At 47.6% G+C, this 16,574-nt stretch carries 20 protein-coding genes and 1 tRNA gene; 16 read left to right on the top strand and 5 right to left on the bottom strand.

The window, feature by feature from the left end; translation table 11 throughout:
- Window position 1 precedes the first annotated feature (1 nt).
- The 12 genes from hemE (at window position 2) to AB1552_07970 (ending at window position 10,931) form a co-directional block, all read left to right on the top strand.
- Window positions 2–1,033, top strand: coding sequence for a uroporphyrinogen decarboxylase (hemE, locus tag AB1552_08025; GenBank protein ID MEW6053719.1), 1,032 nt, complete (start codon window positions 2–4; stop codon window positions 1,031–1,033).
- Window positions 1,017–2,126: a ferrochelatase gene (hemH, locus tag AB1552_08020; protein ID MEW6053718.1), complete on the top strand. Its 1,110-nt coding sequence runs from the start codon at window positions 1,017–1,019 to the stop codon at window positions 2,124–2,126. Before hemE ends, hemH begins: the two co-directional genes overlap by 17 nt.
- 82 nt (window positions 2,127–2,208) lie before the next feature.
- Window positions 2,209–3,516 (top strand): electron transport complex subunit RsxC, encoded by a 1,308-nt coding sequence (rsxC, locus tag AB1552_08015; GenBank protein MEW6053717.1) that lies wholly within the window; start codon window positions 2,209–2,211, stop codon window positions 3,514–3,516.
- Between the two features lie 101 nt (window positions 3,517–3,617).
- Window positions 3,618–4,613, top strand: coding sequence for an RnfABCDGE type electron transport complex subunit D (locus AB1552_08010; GenBank protein MEW6053716.1), 996 nt, complete (start codon window positions 3,618–3,620; stop codon window positions 4,611–4,613).
- A gap of 14 nt (window positions 4,614–4,627) precedes the next feature.
- On the top strand, window positions 4,628–5,218 hold the full coding sequence (locus tag AB1552_08005; protein ID MEW6053715.1) for an RnfABCDGE type electron transport complex subunit G: 591 nt from the start codon (window positions 4,628–4,630) through the stop codon (window positions 5,216–5,218).
- A complete protein-coding gene (gene rsxE, locus AB1552_08000) occupies window positions 5,196–5,810 on the top strand; it encodes an electron transport complex subunit RsxE (protein MEW6053714.1) in 615 nt (204 codons plus the stop codon). Before AB1552_08005 ends, rsxE begins: the two co-directional genes overlap by 23 nt.
- 61 nt (window positions 5,811–5,871) lie before the next feature.
- Window positions 5,872–6,459, top strand: a complete 588-nt coding sequence (locus AB1552_07995; protein ID MEW6053713.1) for an Rnf-Nqr domain containing protein — start codon at window positions 5,872–5,874, stop codon at window positions 6,457–6,459.
- A 23-nt stretch (window positions 6,460–6,482) separates the two neighbouring features.
- A complete protein-coding gene (locus AB1552_07990) occupies window positions 6,483–6,755 on the top strand; it encodes a hypothetical protein (GenBank protein ID MEW6053712.1) in 273 nt (90 codons plus the stop codon).
- Between the two features lie 60 nt (window positions 6,756–6,815).
- Entirely contained in the window at window positions 6,816–7,640 is an 825-nt protein-coding gene (locus tag AB1552_07985; protein MEW6053711.1) for a 4Fe-4S binding protein, read from the top strand.
- Between the two features lie 57 nt (window positions 7,641–7,697).
- Window positions 7,698–8,384, top strand: coding sequence for a carbonic anhydrase (locus tag AB1552_07980; GenBank protein MEW6053710.1), 687 nt, complete (start codon window positions 7,698–7,700; stop codon window positions 8,382–8,384).
- Between the two features lie 146 nt (window positions 8,385–8,530).
- Window positions 8,531–10,345 (top strand): GAF domain-containing sensor histidine kinase, encoded by a 1,815-nt coding sequence (locus AB1552_07975; GenBank protein ID MEW6053709.1) that lies wholly within the window; start codon window positions 8,531–8,533, stop codon window positions 10,343–10,345.
- 25 nt (window positions 10,346–10,370) lie between these two features.
- Window positions 10,371–10,931, top strand: a complete 561-nt coding sequence (locus tag AB1552_07970; GenBank protein MEW6053708.1) for an NUDIX hydrolase — start codon at window positions 10,371–10,373, stop codon at window positions 10,929–10,931.
- On the opposite strand, the gene tyrS is transcribed toward AB1552_07970, so the two are convergent.
- On the bottom strand, window positions 10,920–12,134 hold the full coding sequence (gene tyrS, locus AB1552_07965; protein MEW6053707.1) for a tyrosine--tRNA ligase: 1,215 nt from the start codon (window positions 12,132–12,134) through the stop codon (window positions 10,920–10,922). The genes AB1552_07970 and tyrS overlap by 12 nt on opposite strands.
- Before the next feature lie 48 nt (window positions 12,135–12,182).
- The gene (locus AB1552_07960) at window positions 12,183–12,623 is read right to left on the bottom strand and encodes a tetratricopeptide repeat protein (protein MEW6053706.1); all 441 of its coding nucleotides are present in this window, start codon (window positions 12,621–12,623) and stop codon (window positions 12,183–12,185) included.
- 298 nt (window positions 12,624–12,921) lie between these two features.
- On the opposite strand from AB1552_07960, the gene AB1552_07955 reads away from it, so the two are divergent.
- The 3 genes from AB1552_07955 (at window position 12,922) to AB1552_07945 (ending at window position 14,508) form a co-directional block, all read left to right on the top strand.
- Window positions 12,922–13,119, top strand: a complete 198-nt coding sequence (locus tag AB1552_07955; protein MEW6053705.1) for a hypothetical protein — start codon at window positions 12,922–12,924, stop codon at window positions 13,117–13,119.
- A gap of 320 nt (window positions 13,120–13,439) precedes the next feature.
- A complete protein-coding gene (locus tag AB1552_07950) occupies window positions 13,440–14,120 on the top strand; it encodes a TrkA C-terminal domain-containing protein (GenBank protein MEW6053704.1) in 681 nt (226 codons plus the stop codon).
- Between the two features lie 31 nt (window positions 14,121–14,151).
- Window positions 14,152–14,508: a PAS domain-containing protein gene (locus AB1552_07945; GenBank protein ID MEW6053703.1), complete on the top strand. Its 357-nt coding sequence runs from the start codon at window positions 14,152–14,154 to the stop codon at window positions 14,506–14,508.
- Window positions 14,509–14,733: 225 nt separating this feature from the next.
- On the opposite strand, the gene AB1552_07940 is transcribed toward AB1552_07945, so the two are convergent.
- From AB1552_07940 to AB1552_07930, 3 genes are all read right to left on the bottom strand, one after another.
- Window positions 14,734–14,852, bottom strand: a tRNA-OTHER gene (locus tag AB1552_07940).
- Between the two features lie 134 nt (window positions 14,853–14,986).
- On the bottom strand, window positions 14,987–15,388 hold the full coding sequence (locus AB1552_07935; GenBank protein ID MEW6053702.1) for a type II toxin-antitoxin system VapC family toxin: 402 nt from the start codon (window positions 15,386–15,388) through the stop codon (window positions 14,987–14,989).
- Window positions 15,379–15,660 (bottom strand): type II toxin-antitoxin system prevent-host-death family antitoxin, encoded by a 282-nt coding sequence (locus tag AB1552_07930; GenBank protein MEW6053701.1) that lies wholly within the window; start codon window positions 15,658–15,660, stop codon window positions 15,379–15,381. Before AB1552_07930 ends, AB1552_07935 begins: the two co-directional genes overlap by 10 nt.
- 170 nt (window positions 15,661–15,830) lie before the next feature.
- Here AB1552_07930 and AB1552_07925 point away from each other — a divergent pair, with 170 nt between their 5' ends.
- Window positions 15,831–16,112: an antitoxin gene (locus AB1552_07925; protein ID MEW6053700.1), complete on the top strand. Its 282-nt coding sequence runs from the start codon at window positions 15,831–15,833 to the stop codon at window positions 16,110–16,112.
- The last annotated feature ends 462 nt before the right edge of the window (window positions 16,113–16,574 follow it).

Below are 16,574 nucleotides of genomic sequence, written 5' to 3'. Positions count from 1 at the left end.
TATGAACGATGTATTTCTAAGGGCATGCCGCGGCGAAGAGGTTGAGTATACCCCTGTCTGGCTTATGCGACAGGCAGGGAGATATCTGCCGGAATACCAGGCAGTCCGTTCACAAGTAGATTTCCTCACTCTCTGCAAAAACCCTGAGCTCGCTGCCAAGGTAACACTTCAGCCGGTTGATATCCTCGGGGTCGATGCAGCCATCCTTTTTTCTGATATCCTTATTCCCCTTGAAGCCATGGGAATGCGGCTTGAATTCACCGACAAGGAAGGACCTGTCCTGAGTGAACCTGTACGGAACAAGGCCGCCGTCGATAGGCTGCTCATTCCTGACCCGGAAGACGACATGCCGTTCGTCTTCGATACCATAAAGCTCCTGAGGCAGGAGCTTGCGCACAAGGTTCCTTTAATAGGCTTCTCAGGCGCCCCTTTCACGCTCGCGACCTACATGATCGAGGGCGGGACATCAAAGAATTTCCTCCATACCAAAAAGCTGATGTTCCAGTACGACATAGTGTTCAGCTATCTCATGGAAAAGCTGACCGATACCGTAATCTCCTATCTTTCCGCACAGGTCAGAGCCGGTGCCCAGGCCGTGCAGCTCTTTGACACATGGGCGGGGATACTGACACCTGTTGATTACCGGCAGTTTGTGCTTCCCTATGTAAAAAAAGCCATATCTGAACTGAAAAAGGAGGGAGTTCCCGTAATCTATTTTGTGAACGATTGTGCCGGCATTCTCCATGAGATCAAGAAGCTGAATGCGGATGTCACAGGAATCGACTGGAGAATCGACATATCTGACGCGATCAAGAAACTCGGGAAAAAATCGGTTATTCAGGGAAACCTTGACCCCTGTGCACTCTTTCTCCCCAGAGAAACACTTGAAGACAGAGTGAAAGATATCCTCTGGAAGGGAGAATTCACCAGAGGGCATATCTTCAATCTCGGGCACGGCATTCTGCCCCAAACCCCTGTAGAAAGTGTAATCGCAATGGTAGAGGCAGTGCATACGTATGGAAGGAACAAATAATGCTATGCCACGCCACCGTCACGCATCGGCAAATGAGATCCGAAACGCACACAGAAGTGATGTAACCGCGGATTCCGGCAATATCACAGGGGTTATCCTGCTCAATCTCGGGGGACCTGATTCCCTTCGCGCAGTAAAACCCTTTCTGTTTAACCTGTTCTCCGACAGGCAGATCATCAGGCTTGGCCCCTCTTTCATGCAGATTCCGCTTGCCTGGCTGATATCCACCATCAGATCATATAAGACCAGGGAATTGTACCGCATGATCGGAGGAAAGTCGCCGATTCTCTCCATCACCACCGGCCAGGCAGAGGCGCTCGAAAAATCACTCAATCAGCCGGCATTTAGTGATCAGCACTCCCCCTCCCCCGCACATACTTTCAGAGTCTACACCGGTATGCGTTACTGGCACCCGTTCATAGAAGACGTCGTTTCGCTGATGTATAAAGACGGGATAAGGAGAATAATCGCCCTGAGCCTGTATCCCCAGTATTCAGTTACCACGTCAGGCTCGTCAATTTCAAGGTTCACCCAGGTTGTATCTGGCTATCAGACCGAATACTCCTGCATATCATCATGGCACGAACACCCTTTGTACATCCAGGCGCTTGCAGAGGTAATAGAAAAAGGTATTCAGTCGTTTACCAAGGATGCGGGCAGCGACGGCGATGTTTCCCGCGATACTGTCCATGTCCTTTTCAGTGCACACAGCCTTCCCCAGAAAATCATCGACGAAGGAGATCCGTACCAATACCAGACTGAAGAAACGATACGGAAAATCACAGAACTGATTCCACTGCAGTGGCACCTGAGTTATCAGTCGAAGAGCGGTCCGGTAAAGTGGCTTGAACCTTTCACAGATGCAAAACTTGAAGAACTTGCATCGAAAGGCATAAAAAATATCCTTATTGTACCGATAAGTTTCGTTTCAGATCACATAGAGACACTCTATGAAATAGATATTCTTTTCAAAAAACATTCTCTCAAACTCGGGATCAATCTCAAAAGGGCTGACTCGCTCAATGTGCACCCCGTTTTTATCAATGCCCTGCGGGAACTCGTGATGCAGAGCATGAGAGAATCCGGCTGGTAACCCTTGACTTTGTCTCTCATGCTGTGGTAAAAAGGAGAGCTTTTTTTCTTTCTTAATCTCTTCAGCCGATCGGAGATATTTCATGGCTATCTCTCTTTTCAGGGGTGGGATACACCCTCCTGATAAAAAAGAACTTTCTGCTCACAGGCCAATTACTCCTGTTACTCTCCCGCCGAAGGTCGTCATTCCCCTGAGCCAGCATCTGGGAGCACCTTGCAAACCAGCGGTTGTGATCGATCAGGAGGTAAAGAAAGGGCAGTTGATAGGTGAAGCCACCGGTTTTGTGTCAGCACCTGTTCACTCGTCAGTCTCCGGCAGGGTAATCGCAATCGGAGAATTTCCCAATGCTATGGGGAGAATGGTCATGTCTGTTGTTATCGAAAGTGACGGCAGAGAGGAATGGTCCATTCTCAGGGATAATCCGGACTATATAAGTCTCTCTCCCGATCAGATCAGGGAAAAAATAAAGGATGCCGGCATTGTCGGCATGGGAGGTGCGGCATTTCCCACAATAGTAAAGCTGTCTCCGCCGAAGGAAAAACCTGTCGATACCGTGATCCTGAACGGTGCTGAGTGTGAACCGTATTTAACCGGAGATTACAGGCTGATGATCGAAAAGCCCCGGGAAATCATTGAGGGTCTGGTTATTCTGATGAAGGTACTGGCGGTGAGCAGGGGATTTGTAGGGATAGAGGACAATAAACCGGAAGCGCTTGCAGCGATGAAGAAGGCAGCGGGTGATTCCCGCACTATCGAAGTGTGTGCCCTTCCCGCAAGGTACCCTCAGGGTGCGGAAAAGATGCTCATTAAGTCGATAACCGGCAGGGAGGTGCCACCAAGAGCGCTCCCCATGGATATTAAGGTCGTGGTACAGAACGTCAGCACATCCTTTGCCGTTTATGAAGCAGTTAGGTACGGCAAACCTCTGATAGAAAGGGTAATCACCGTAACAGGAGAAGGCATCGCAGAGCCAAAAAACCTTATGGTCCCGGTGGGGACTCTGATATCAGACCTTATTCGAGAATGCGGGGGACTAAAGGATGAAGAGATAAAGGTCATCTCAGGAGGTCCCATGATGGGATTTGCAGTTTCTTCCCTCGATGTCCCCGTAACAAAAGGCACTTCAGGAATTGTTGTGTTACCGGAGGGAGGGTTCTTTCACGCTGAGGAATTCGGACCCTGCATTCGGTGCGGGAGATGCATTGATGTGTGCCCGATGGGTCTGATGCCCTCGATGCTCAGTATCTATGCAGAAAAGGGCTTCTATGAAGGTGCAAAGGAATATAACCTCTTTGATTGCTTTGAGTGTGGCTCATGTGCGTTCGTGTGCCCTTCTAAACGGCCTATCGTGCAGCTGATAAGGCTTGCGAAATCACAGGTAAAACCATAGCGAAGGTGCACGAAGAAGCGCGATGGGAAAATGTATGACTGTTCTGATTACCCATCATACTTCTTACTTTCGTTTTGCGCAATACTCATGACGGAGGATTCGTGGAATTAACAAAACACCCGCTTTTTGTTTCCGTCAGTCCGCACATCCGCAGTGACGAAACAACCGGCAGGATCATGTGGACTGTGTCAATTGCGCTTCTCCCGGCGATGATCATGGGTGCGTATTTCTTCGGATTAAGGGCAATACTTACTGTCGCCGTCTGTATCCTGGCTTCAGTGCTGTCCGAATATCTCTACCGGAAGGCGCTGAAAAAACCTTCAACCGTCAGTGACGGAAGCGCGTTCCTGACAGGACTTTTGCTCGGACTGAACCTGCCTCCCTCGGTTCCCTTCTATATTCCGGTTACGGGGTCGTTTGTCGCCGTTGTTATTACCAAACAACTCTTCGGAGGACTCGGATACAACATATTCAACCCCGCTCTCATCGGAAGGGCTTTCCTGCTGATTTCCTTTCCTAAACTCATGACGGTCTGGAATGCGCCTGCCGCATCCTTTGTATCGTTTGATGCGCAGACGTCTGCGACTCCGCTTGGTATCATGAAAGAAGAAGGTTTTTCAAGGCTTATTGAGGTCTTCGGAAGTCAGGGAAACCTCTACTGGCAGCTTTTCATCGGACACCGGGCAGGATCAATCGGCGAAACTTCTGCGGCCGCGCTTCTGGCCGGTGCGGCATTTCTCTTCCACAGGGGGTATATCACCTGGCATATTCCTTTTTCATTCCTCGGCAGCGCAACACTGCTCGCCTGGATATTCGGCGGCAAAGGTTCTCTTTTTACCGGAGATCCTCTGTTCCACCTTCTGAGCGGCGGTATGATTCTGGGTGCGTTCTATATGGCCACTGATTATGTCACAAGTCCTTCCGTGAAGAGCGGTCAAATTCTTTTCGGCATCGGATGCGGGTTTCTCACCATGCTCATACGCCTGAAGGGAGGCTATCCTGAAGGTGTCATGTTCGCAATTCTCATCATGAACTCTTTTGCGCCGCTCATTGACAGTGGGGTTAAATCAAAAGTATTCGGAACACTTAAGAAATGAAGAGGTGACGGTACGTGACAGGAAAGGACATATGGAAGATCACCCTGAACCTGGTAGTCATCTACCTTGCAGGGGGCCTTATCCTTGCCCTGGTGTATGCCAGAACTTCGCCAATCATATACAGGAACGCGGTGCTCGCAAAGGAAGTAGCACTCAAGACGCTCGTACCGGAGGCGGATTCTATCGAAAAACTGGGGGACTGGACTATCCATCAAAAAAATGCGGAGTACTTTATCGCAAAAAAAAATGGCGCAGTAATCGGATACGTCGTCCAGTCCTATGGCAAGGGATATTCAAGCTATATTGACACGCTCTTTGCAGTCGACCGGGATTTCCGGGTCAGAACGATCAGTATTCTCGGACATGCAGAGACTCCCGGCCTGGGGGATGAGATTGAGTCATCAAGCTTCAGAAGCCAGTTTTCCGGCAAGGACATTGACCATTTAAAGGTGTTGAAAAAGGACACTTCTTATTATATACAGGCAATCTCAGGGGCAACCATTTCAAGCAGGGCTGTCTCCGAGGATGCGGTAAGAAATGGCCTGGATTTCCTCATAAAGGCTGTTACAAGTGAAGGTGCTCATGGAAAAGACAGAAGCGACTGATTACGCCGTCCTCATCAAGAACGGAATATTCAGGGAAAACACGATCTTCAGGCTTGCACTCAGCCTATGCCCTTCCATTGCGGTAACAAACAACCTGAGAAACGGTTTCCTGATGGGGTTTGCGGTACTGTTTGTGCAGGTGATGGTCAATATTACCATCTCGCTGATGCGCAGCTTCATACACCCCAGGATACGCCTTCCTATCTATATGCTCATCATCTCAGGATGGGTAACGGTTACAGATATGTCAATGGCCGCTTTCGCACCCGAGGCTTACAGGCAGATGGGGCTGTACATCCAACTGATCGTCGCCTTTGCATCGATACTTGCACGTGCAGAGATGTTTGCGAGCAAGAACACTTTCATGCCTTCCATGTTCGACGGTATCGGCATGGGGCTCGGTTTTATGTTCGCCCTCTGCATTATAAGTTTTTTCAGGGAACTTCTCGGCAAAGGGTCCTTGTGGGGCGTTGAGATCCTCCATGCACAACCCCTTTTGATACTTGTGCTGCCTGCAGGCGGATTTTTTGCCGTCGGCATACTCATGGGATTTTTTAACTGGATAAGTCTGAAATACGAAAAAAGACAATGAGCACCCGGCACAATATTACATATAGTGTCCGGCCGCCCGATATACGATAAAGGAGCATACAATGGAATTCTCTAAACTCTTCGAACTCGTCGTCGCTGCTTCACTGATCAACAACTTTGTCTTTACCCGTTTTCTCGGCCTGTGCATTTTTTTCGGCGTTTCGCGGAAAATGGAAACTGCGGTCGGCATGAGCATCACGTTCACTTCCGTCATGATGATAAGCGCCGCGCTGAGCTGGCTTATTTTTACCTACGTTATGGTCCCCCTCGATATCACCTTTCTGAAGATTATCATATTCATTGGCATCGTTGCGGGATTTGTTCAGGCTTCCGATACAGTTATGCGCAAGATCTCGCCCGGTCTTTACTATAAGCTTGGTATTTACCTTGCGCTGATTTCCACCAACTGCATTATTCTCGCGGTCCCGCTTATCAATGCAGGAGAGAAGTACAGTTTTATCGAGAGCCTCGCCTTTGCTTTCGGCTCGGGTGCAGGTTTTTCTCTGGCACTGATAATCATGGCGAGTATCAGGGAAAAACTTGAACTTGCGGATGTCCCGGCGCCTTTCAGGGGAACCCCAATCGCATTTATTGTTACGGGGTTGATCGCACTTGCGTTCACAGGTTTTTCAGGATTAATTAAAATTTAATGTGGTACAATAGCAATTGCTAAATGACTGAATTTCTGGAACTGATCAGTGATCTCGCCGACCTGCTCAGGTTCGCCGACGTATCCGGTCTCCTCATTCCTGTCGCCGGTGTGGGCGGAGGGATTGAAGCGCGGGAGCATGTCGAACTCCTCCCCCTGATCAAGTACACCCTGCTCTTTCTCGGGGGAGTCGGGGTCGTATTCGGGATAAGCCTTGCATTAACCGCAAAGAAGTTTTCCGTCAGGATTGACCCGCGCGTCGAAAAAGTGATGGATGTGCTCGCGCATGCACATTGAGGTGCCTGCGGGTTCGCAGGGTGCGAACAGTATGCTGAAGCAGTCGTCTGCAATCCGGAGATTCCGCCGAATCTCTGCATACCCGGAGGGGAAAGGACATGTGAAGCAGTCGCCCTCATTACAGGTAAAAAAGCCGAAACAAGGGAACCTCATTATGCGAGAATACTGTGCAAAGGAGGATGGAGCAAATCCCTGAAAAAATACCTCTATGAAGGAGTCCAGGACTGCAGGGCCGTCATCCTCGCAGGAGGCGGTGACAAGTCGTGCAGATACGGCTGCCTGGGGTACGGGACATGTTCAAGGGTATGTCCTTTCGATGCGATCACCATGACGGATGACCATCTCCCCTACGTTGACATAGGGAAATGTACAGGGTGCGGGAAATGCGAGGCAGCATGCCCTACGAGGGTCATTGAGGTACTCCCCGCTTCCCGTCAGGTGCTTGTTGCCTGCCACTCGAGGGACACCGGTGGCGACACCCGAAAAAACTGCCAGACTGGCTGCATCGCGTGCGGCATCTGCGTGAAGGTCTGTCCCTTTGATGCCCCTTCAGTTGCACAGCACCTTTCAGGGATAGACTCGAAAAAATGCACGGTATGCGGGCTCTGCGTGCCCAGTTGCCCTACTGATGCCATCAGTGATTTTATCCCGGCAAGACCGAAGGCATTCATTCTGGACAACTGTATCGGCTGCAGAATCTGCGCAAAAGTCTGCCCGGCAAACGCGGCTTCGGGTGAGCATAAAAAGAAACATTCTATCGATCAGGGCAAATGCATAGGGTGCGGCATATGCACGGCAAAATGTCCTGTTCAGGCGATAGACGGTACCTTTAACGCATCACAGGTATTCGCTTCTGCCGCAAAGAAAAAGACGAAAGCTGCCTAGCAACTTTTTTTTCGGCCCCTCTTCGAGGGTCTTTAGATCAATTTTAGGAGGAGATGTATGAAATTCTTGAAAGTTTTGTCTGCCTTACTTATGGTCGCCGTTTTTTCAGGTTTCGTGTTCGCAGGAAGCGCCGGCGATGAAGCGCTGCAGAAACTGATGGATGGCAACAAGAGATATGTCGAGGGGAGTCTGGGCCAGAAAGACATCGGGGACACTAAGAGGAAGGAATTGCTAAAAGGGCAGAAGCCGTTCGCGATTGTCGTTACGTGCTCGGATTCAAGGGTCGCGCCTGAACTGCTGTTTGACCAGGGGCTTGGCGATCTCTTCGTAATCAGGGTTGCAGGCAATGTTGTTGACCCGATAGGTCTTGGCAGTATTGAATATGCAGCCGAGCACCTTCATTCCCCCCTGCTGGTCATTCTCGGACATGAAAAGTGCGGTGCTGTCGGAGCAACGATCGATGCAAAAGGAAAACCTGAGGGCAACATCGGTGCAATAGTCAAAAAGATACAGCCTGCTGCTGCAGCTGCGAAGAAAAAGGGCGGGTCCAAGGATGAGATCATGGAGATCGCAATCCATGAAAACGTAAAGAACGTATACAAGGACATCATGAAGAACAGCAGCATCATCAGGCATCTCGCCGATGCAGGAAAATTGAAGATCGTCGGCGGTGAATACATGCTCTCGACCGGCAAAGTCGAAATGGTAGAGCTTCCTGCAATTTCCAAGGCGAAAGGTCATTAATCCGCCGTGCATATTGTTGTCCGGGCCTGTGTCTAAACACAGGCCCTTTTCGCAGCTCCTGCGGGGCGATAAAGTTGAATAACACCCTATCTCTCTGATATTATTCTATTTACACAATATCTTTTGTTATAAAAATCTCTAATACGATGGAAAAAACACTCATTCAGTGCCTTAAAGCAAGTCCTATCATTGCCGGACACACCTTTTCCGAACAGGAAATTGCTGACCTCGCGGTTTTTCTCAGAAAAAACTGCCTCTCCCTGTATGTGGAAGAGGTGGTAAGGATGGTAGAAGAGGTCATCAACATCAATCCTGCGCTGGAATGGAAAGAGATACTGGAAGCTGCCGCTCAGAAGATCGTGGTATTTCTCCGGGCTTCTGCCGCATCCATCCGCATCTTTGATCCTGAAACTGACAAACTGGTAGCTTTTGGTTCACATCAGTACAAGGAGACCGGAAGATTAAAGAGCATCCCGGTGGAAAAATCTGTCGCAGGCAGGGTCATAAAAAGCGGGAAAAGCTACCTTGTTCCGAATATTATGCTTGAACCTGATTATACGAACAAGGATATCGTGAAGGAGCACGGGTTTAATTCTCTAATGGCGATTCCCATGATCATTCCCGGATTTCTGCATAACGAAGCGTTGATTCAGGGCACCATACAGATATATTACCGTGAGAATAACAGGGAATTTGATCCTCACGAGGTAGCCAACGCCGAACTTCTGGCCAGAAGGATCAGCTATGTGCTTGCAAAGAAGCGCATCCTTGACCTGCAGAAACTGAACCTTCAGAAAGAGAAGATTGTAGAAAAAATTTTCGTAAAACTGAGCCACAGGGAAGGCATCAAGATGAGGGACGTATTCAGAATGATGATCCCTGAACTGATTGATATCATCCAGGTGCAGAGCTGCACATTATTTTCTGTCAGCCCTGACAGAAAGCATGTCCAGATCGAACTTGAATATCCGGTCGGCCAGGAAAGCCACGAAATAAGCTGCATGTATGCCATTCAGGAACACCCGTACTTCAACGCACTGATAAACAACACGGAAAAGCGCGGAGACTATGAATATGAAAGATTCGATGCGTCATATATCCTGATCAAGGACCCCCTGAAGAGCTGGTTATCGAACGACGAGCTGAAGCGTTATGCCTCGAAACAGAACGTGAATTCCGTCCTTCTGATTCCCATGAAGGCACAGGAGGAAATAAATTATTTTCTCGTTTTCTATGCAAAAGACCGCCGTCAGGAGTTCACGGAGCACGAGATCGAACTGCTCAGTTTTTTCGGAAAGGAGATTATGAAGGCGCTGAGAATCGAAAAGCTGGACGATGTGCTGCACGATTTCAAGAACCCCGCGATTGCTATTGCCGGATTCGCCAAAAGGGCAAAGAAGCTCCTTGAAAAAAAAGATATACAAAACGCAAGGGAAAAGATCGCAGAATATCTGGAGATTGTCATCCAGGAAACAACCAGAATGCAGGAACTTGCCATTTACCCGAATATTGAAGGCAGGGAAAGAGTCATAGACCTCACTGAGGTGCTGAGAAGCCGTTTCAGAATCAATGAGGAGGCGATCAGGGAACAGAGACGGCTGAACCTCACCCTTGTGCATGACGAGCTTGAGCATGGCCTGCTTATCTACTGTTCACCCTTCGGGGTTGAACGGGTTCTGGATAACCTGCTTGATAATGCGACCAAGGCAATACCGCAGGAAGGAGGGCTTCTGCGCATTAAAAGCTACCGTCTTGATCAGAAGGCATGTTTCGAGATTCAGAATACCGGAAAAATCCCTGAAGAAAAAATCGAACAGATCAGGAAAGGCGAGGTGGAGGGACGCGGCCTGAATATCATATACCGGTTCATCAAGGCAATCCATGGAAACCTCGAAGTCTTCACTGATAATGACTCCACTACCTTCAGGGTTATGATCCCCCTTTATCAAGAGCAAGAATAATCCTGCCCTTCATGAAAGACAGAATTTGAACACTTCAATAAAGATTCTGCAGAAAAAAACGCTGTGCGAAGGAAGATTTCTCAGGTTTCTTCTCTCTTCCTATTCTGATACATCAGGAACGTTAAGGGAATGGGAGTATTTCGAGAGGATGCACTGTAACGGAATCGTAGCGATTGTGCCGGTTACTGATGACCGCGAGGCTGTGCTGATACGGCAGTTCAGACCCCCGGTAAACGGATATGTAATCGAGTTCCCCGCAGGGCTGAATGACAAGGGAGACACCCTTGAGGAGGCTGCCAGAAGGGAACTGCGTGAAGAAACCGGGTATTCTGCAAGAGAGATGATATTCCTGGCTAAAGGACCGATGTCTTCAGGCGCATCAGGAGAAATACTCACGGTATATCTTGCAACCGGACTGTCATTTTCCGGCATCGGGAAAAGGGACGAAACGGAAGATATCGAGATTCTGAAGATTCCGGCAGAAAATCTTTACCCCGCTTTGGACATGCTGAGGAAAAAGGGGGATTTTATCGATCTGAAGATCTACGGACTGATGGAACTTGCGAGGAAGTACTTAAGTCTCTGACTTTACCCTGAGAAATTTTCTTTTACCGACCTTGAAAAGGTACACCCCCCGGGGAATTTTTCCGTCAGGGTCAGTATATTTGCTTTCATTGATCATCACCCCGCCCTGCCTGATGAGCCGTATGGCTTCGCCGGTACTCGCCGTCAGGCCGGAGAGTTTCAGTATCTTCGGCACCCACATTTCTTCTTCCTCCCAGACAATTGGGCATTCCCGGACCTCATCCGGGAGTCCTTTCTGGCTGAAGATATGTGCGAATTCTTCTTTGGCAATAAGGGCCTGTTCTTTGCCCCAGTATCTTTCGACGATCTCGATCGCGAGGTTTTCCTTTGCATGTTTCGGATGCACCGTACCCCTCTCAATGCCCTCCTTCAGTGCAATCAATTCCTCAAGAGAAATGTGGCTCAGCAGTTCATAATATCTCAGCATGAGCTCATCGTTTACCGACATCATTTTTCCGTACATCTCTTTCGGCGGCTCCGTTATCCCGATATAGTTCCCGAGGCTCTTGCTCATCTTCTTCACTCCGTCCAGCCCCTCGAGGAGCGGCATAAGGACAATGCACTGGGGTGGTTGTCCGAATTCCTTCTGGAGTTCTCTCCCGACGATAAGGTTGAATTTCTGGTCCGTGCCGCCCAGTTCGACATCGGCATGGAGCGCGACAGAATCATATCCCTGTATCAGGGGATACAGGAACTCGTGAATTCCGATAGGATTCTGGTTGACCCATCGCTGTTTGAAATCCTCCCGCTCGATCATCCTCGCAACGGTATACATGCTTGTGAGCCTGATCATCTCCCCTGAAGTCATGTGCGACATCCACTCCGAATTGAATACTACTTCGGTTTTATCCGGATCGAGGATCTTGAATATCTGTTCCCTGTAGGTTTTCGCGTTGTTCAGCACTTCTTCTCTCGTGAGGGGCTTCCGCATTTCACTCTTTCCGCTCGGATCGCCTATCATGCCGGTGAAATCGCCTATGAGAAAAATAGCCTTATGCCCGATCTCCTGAAACTGCCGCATCTTTTCAAGCAGCACCGTATGACCGAGGTGGATATCCGGAGCGGTCGGATCAAAACCTGCCTTTATCCGGAGGGGCTTGTCCTTGGCATAGGAATCTTCAATCTTTTTGACAAGTTCAGCCTCGACGATAATCTCAACAGCTCCCCTTCTGATAATGTCTAACTGTCGTTCTGGTTTCAGCATGGCCATTATAATAAAATGTGGACAGGGCAGACGTCAAATACTCTCGCGTTAGCGCAATCTCAGCCGTGAAAGAAAAAGGCCGAGATACTTGTTCACGGGATTGCTTCTTTTCAGAAAAGGGATTACCGGGGGCTTCCTCAATCCGAGCCTGTGCAGCTCATCAATGATATACGGGTTCATTTCATGTTTCAATCCTTCCCTGAATGCGTCAACCGCAGCGGTTTTTTTCCTGTCGATGAGGTATATCCTTCCGAGATTGAGATAGTGCACCGCATTGGAGGGATCTTTTTTCACTGCATCTTCGCACAACGCTATGGCCTTTGCAACCTGCCCCCGTTCTTTCGCAATACAGTAAGCTAAATACGAACATACCGCGGGACTGTCATCGATCCTGAATGCTTTCTCAAGAAACGCAAGCGCTGCGAGAGTATCGCCTGCATGCACAGACTTAATTCCCCTGTGGAAAAGCTTTTCAGCTTCGCCCTGCATGTACTATATTAGCGGATTTCGGAAGATTGTGCATCCAAAAGTTGCAGACTCATCCGCAGAAATCCCTGCCAAAAGAAATTCTTCTGGTTCGCAGATTAACAGGGCCGGACAGTGCTACTCCCGCCTTTTCGGATGGGGTATTCAGGACATACCGAAAAGGTGTCCGGGATGTTTCCGAAAGTCCCTTCATTTCCCTGCAATGTACCGCTGTGAAGAGTCAGAAACAGCGATGGGACATCCGGAATTGCTATAATAATATAATAAGATAATGCGCTCACGGAAATAATAGGGATGGCATATGACCGCAATCGACAGAATACGTAAAGAATATGACACCGCCTCTGCCAAAAAGCAGGAACTTACCGAGAGACTGCGACAGACGGAAAAAGCCGACCCTGATAATTTCTATGAGATATGGCTGATACGCGATCAGATTGCCTACTGGGAGGGCAAGTCCGAAGGTCTGAAATTTGCCCTTGACCTTCTTGGCGGTTAAGCCATCCGCTTCTGGATATATCCGCATATCTTTCGTGATTCTTTTTTCCGGGCATACCCGCAGCAGCATCTGACAAATACCCTTGCATACGAGCCCCTCCCACAAGGGGCAAGGGGTTTCGGGGGTTTATAAAAAATGGAAGTGAAGCACTGCTCTGTATCTATTTATGTCAAAATAACAGGGCATTCGTCAATCCTACCTGGGTCGGGGGGGTATCTTTCTCCTGATTGTCCTGTCCTCAGAAGAATGCATTGTGTTCCAGAATCCATCTGATAAAATATTCATAAGTAAAATGGAGGAATATTGAGGAGGAGGTGGATATGTCCGGATTGTATTTTCTGTTTCCGACCTTAGTCGCTATCTTTTTTTCTTTTCTTATTGTGAGAGTGGGGGCAATTGCGTTAATGATGACCGGTATAGACAGACCGAAAGCGGTTTTTCAATCACTCTCAGCATTCACCGGGACAGGGTTTACCACACGGGAAGCTGAAATGGTTGTATATAACCCGTTAAGACGAAAGATCATCAGCATCCTCATGATCCTTGGGAATGCAGGAATCGTTGCAGTGATTATCTCGGCTACTTCATCTGTCATGACGAGTAAAGCACATGAATTGCCGATTCATTTCATTCTGCTCGCACTCGGGGTATATCTGATATACAGGTTGGGCAAATCAAGGGGTTTCATGCAAAGTCTCGAAAGCTACATCAAGCGGAAACTCGTTCGAATTCCTGTTTTCGAAGAGGGAACTGCTGAAGATCTTCTCCATTTTCTTGAAGGATATGGCCTCATAAAAAAGACTGTAAACAAAGGCTCCCAACTTGTCGACATATCGCTTGATGAATGGAGATTCCGTAATCAGAATATCATTATTCTGGGAATCGAGCGGGGCAGAGAATGGATTCCGGTCCCCTCAAAACATCATGAGAAGGTTAAGGAAGGAGATAAGCTGGTGCTGTACGGCAACCTCAAAAGCCTGAGAGAAATCCTTGATGAGTAAATATATACACTCAGTAGTGTCCGGTTAAAAAGTGATTGAACATCTGCCGCAGAAGATATTTCTCAAGGACAAGAACTCAGTATATATGTCATGCAATGAGAATTTTGCAAGGGATTTAGGAATCAACCCTGATGAGATCGCCGGCAGGACAGATTACGAGTTTTTTCCTCGGGATCTGGCAGAAAAGTATAGAGAAGACGACAGAAAGGTGTTAACGTCGGGTCAGACGGAGGAAATCGAGGAAAAGCACCTCCTTCACGGGGAAGAATTCTGGGTATCTACCGTCAAAACACCTGTGACAGATGAGCAGGGCAATGTCATCGGAGTATTAGGAGTTTTCAGGGACATCACAGAACGCAAAAAGATGGAGAAAGAGATGGCTCAGTGAATTCAAGATCTTGAGGATTTTTATCAAATGGCTGTCGGCAGAGAATTGAGGATAAAAGAACTCAAAGAGCAAATTGAAGAATTACAAGAGCGGCTTGTGAAATATGAAAAGGTTGATAACGGATTATAAGTCGATCAATTATGGCGATAAAGCCATTCCATCCCCTCTGCAATAACTTTTTTGCAGCCGATGGATGCGCTATCTACTTAATTTTGTTACTTTCATTGGCGGTCCCAACGGGATTCGAACCCGTGTTTTAGCCTTGAGAGAGCTAATAGGCAGAACCGACAAGTGCTTGAAAATACCGGAAAAACCCTTATAAATTAAATCTTTAACTGCCCTTCCCTTTTCTATATGTTTCTATATGTTTATATCGTTTTTGATATGTTTACTTCACGTTTTCTTCACGGTATAAGTACTGCGTTTTCGATATACTTTTTGAGATTTCCCTGTTAAGATGCAAAGCTGGCAATGGGTATTATATGATTTCAAGCTTTAACCCCTCGATTTTTTTAAAGTCTCTTGTGTTTGCGGTAATAATAGTATAATCCAGTGAAAGGGCAGTGGCTGCTATGATCAGATCATGACTTCCAACAGTGATGCCCTGTGTAGCAAGGGATGCCCAAAGCCTCGCATATGTTCTTGCCACTGAAATATCGAGGGGAAAGACCGGGAAAAATTCGATAACCTTTTCTACAAAGGCCTGCCGTTTTATTTTCCTTATGTGCGTATCGGCACGTTCGACCCCATGGAGCAACTCAGCAATCGTGATAACACTTATACCAAACAGCTCGTCCTCACGACCTGCAACAATACGGGAAATATCATAACTCTTGCGTTCAATCGAAATAATTTCGCTTGTATCAAATATCACTCCCATGCCGTTGTCTCCGGGACAGGCGGCTGTGACTTAATCCCCTTTTCAACATCTTTCAAAAATATTTCTGAATCTTTTCCGAGTTTAGGCAGAGCGTTAATTACCAACCTCAAATCCTTCAGTGTCCGGCCGGCAGTTGCTATCTTGATCGGCACAATGGCTGCAGCAGGCTTGCCCCCTCTGATAATCGTATAACTCTCGCCTTTATACTTGACGGAATTAATTATCTCAGAAAAAGCTCTTGCCGCCTCGGTTGCATTGATTGTCTTTGCCATTTCTAACCTCCCATAATCTGATAATCATATTTTACACAATTTATCGGTTGGCTGCAATAGATTGGCTGATTCACAAACAGAAGAAACTCAGAACTCTTGCGCTTTATTATTGTATTGTCAACAGGCACACATTAAATATTAAAATAGTAACGTGGTTTTTGATTGGGATAATGACAAAAATGAAACTGACAAAAGAAGAAAAGGAATTAATGGAATCGCTTGAGAAAGATGAATGGAAGACTGTTCCCGACCTGAAGAAAGAAATAAAAAGGTCAAAAGCGTATGCAAAAGCAACCATAACAAAAGACCAGCGGATGAATATCCGTATAGCGAAAAAAGACCTTGACGCCTTAAAGGTAAGGGCGATAGAGGAGGGAATCCCTTACCAAACACTGGTGTCAAGCATTATACATAAATTTTTATCAGGCAGACTAGTTGAACGGCACTCATAATACGCACGCTTCATTGTTTGCGTTTGTTGCACATACCTATAGAAGGACTAAACCGCTTGCGCGGTGGTAACGAATAGACTGCGTTTTCTGTTCAGTACAGAGCTTTCCTGAGTTGCAATCGTAAGTCTGATAAATCCCCCCTTGTTGATCAGTCCAAGTCTTTTTACAATCTCCTTTGTTTCACCGCTGGCATAAGTCGGCGCATATCGATTCAAAGGAGATCGTATCATGGACACATTAAGAGAAAAGATGTTGGCAGAGCTTCAGTTGAGAGGTATAACACCGAGGACCCAGACTGCATATCTAAGAGAGATAGCCAATTTAGAAAAGTATTTGGAGTCTGGTCAATAGGTGTGTAAAAAGCATTTAGGCGGCCATCCTTTCAAGCACCTTGGTTTCCTGCTTCAATACACCATCGACAAAAGTCCTTCCTTTATAAACATCAGCCAATAACCAGTATCC

Source organism: Nitrospirota bacterium (genome assembly GCA_040754395.1).
Taxonomy (GTDB): domain Bacteria; phylum Nitrospirota; class Thermodesulfovibrionia; order Thermodesulfovibrionales; family SM23-35; genus JBFMCL01.
This window is presented reverse-complemented; position numbering and strand designations above follow the sequence as displayed.